General features: G+C 74.3%; 1 protein-coding gene. It reads right to left on the reverse strand.

Annotated elements, in window-relative coordinates; all coding sequences use genetic code 11:
- Window positions 1–1,685, reverse strand: a 1,685-nt coding sequence (locus tag FFS10_RS22830) for an FAD-dependent oxidoreductase (RefSeq protein ID WP_249931399.1), incomplete at its 3' end; no start/stop codon positions are given.
- Window positions 1,686–1,700 lie beyond the last annotated feature (15 nt).

A 1,700-nucleotide genomic window follows, 5' to 3' on the forward strand; every position in this document is an offset into this window, starting at 1 on the left:
GCCGAGGAGGCCGGGTCGCGCCCCGCCGCGTGGTGCGCGGCGATGAAGCCGAAGGTCATGGCCGGGCCCAGGGTGATGCCGCCGCTGGGGTAGTGGCCGCCCATGACGCTGGCCATGTCGTTGCCGCCGGCGTACAGGCCCGGGATGGGCGCGCCCTGCGTGTCCAGCACCTGGGCGCTGGCGTTGACCGCTAGGCCCGCGAAGGTGCCCAGGCTGCCCGCCACCACCTTGACGGCGTAGAACGGGCCGCGTTCGAGCGGCGCCATGCAGGGGTTGGTGTGGCCGGCGGCGGCGTCGCCCTGGATGCGGTTGTAGGGCGTCTCGCCCTTGGCGAAGTCCTCGTCGCGGCCGGCGCGGGCCTGGTCGTTGTAGCGCTCCACCGTGGCCTGCAGGGCAGCGGCGTCCACGCCGCAGGCCTGGGCCAGCTCGGCCAGGCTGCGGCCGCGCTTGAGGTAGCCGTTCCTGAGCCAGGGGCCCAGCGGCATGGGCGCGGGCTTGACGGCGCCCAGGCCGTAATGGCGTATGAAGCGGTGGTCGCAGACCAGCCAGGCCTCGGCCGGCTCGCCCTCCTGCGTGGCCGCGAGCAGGCCCTGCATGAAGTCGTGGTAGGAATCGGCCTCGTTGGTGAAGCGCTTGCCGGCGGGCGTGACCGCGATCAGCCCCGGCTTGGCGCGCTCTATCAGATGCGGAAAATGCGCGACCGAGCCGTCGGCGCGCGGCACCAGCGAGACCGGCGCCAGCGCCGCGGCCTGCACCAAGTCGCGCGCCACCTGCCCCCCCGCGCCCTCGCCCAGGCGCAGGCCGTCGCCGGTGTTGCCGCGCGCGGCTGCCGACCAGTGCTCCTGCCCGGTCGGGGCGTGCGGCAGCAGCTCGCGCTTGCGCGCCGCGTCGTGCGGAAAGCCGCCACAGGCCAGCAGCACGCCGCGCGTGGCGTGGACCTCGATGTCGCCCTGCGGCGAGCCGACCAGCGCGCCGACCACGCGGCCGTTGCGCTGCAGCAGGCGACGCGCCGGGCTGTTGACGCGGATCTCCACGCCGGCCTCGAAGGCCGAGGTGGCCAGCGCGGCGACCAGGGCGTTGCCGTTGACCAGGCGCTGGCCGCGGCCGTGCAGCAGCAGGTCGCGAAAGTGGCGCAGCACCAGCTTGCTCACGTACCAGAACGAGGCCGGCTTGCGCAGCGCGTTGAGGAAATGCCGCAGCTCCGCGCCCGAGGCTAGCCCCAAGCCCCAGAGCGTGGTCTCGGCCAGCGGGGCTTTCAGCTGCCGCAGCTTGTCGCCCAGGCGCCGCCCGTCGAAGGGCGCGGCGCCCACCGAGCGGCCGCCGGTGGCGGCAAAGGGTGTGCGGCCGTGAAAGTCGGGGATGGCGTTGCCGTCGATGAACTGCAGGGCGCTGTGGCTGCGGAAGAACTCGACCATGCGCGGGCCGTTGTCCAGGAAGGCGCGCGCACGCGCCTCGTCGAACTGGGCGCCCAGCTCGTGGCGCAGGTAGGACAGCGGCGCCTCGATGTCCTCCAGCAGGCCGGCCGCGACGGCCAGCGGGTTGCGCGGGATCCACATCCAGCCGCCCGACCAGGCCGTGGTGCCGCCGAACTGGGCCTCCTTCTCGATCACCAGCACCTTGAGGCCGAGCCGGGCCGCGGTGACGGCGGCCGACAGGCCGCCGGCGCCGGAGCCGATCACGAGCAGGTCGCAGTGGGCGGG

The organism is Ramlibacter sp. 2FC (assembly GCF_005503345.1).
GTDB lineage: Bacteria > Pseudomonadota > Gammaproteobacteria > Burkholderiales > Burkholderiaceae_C > SCMQ01.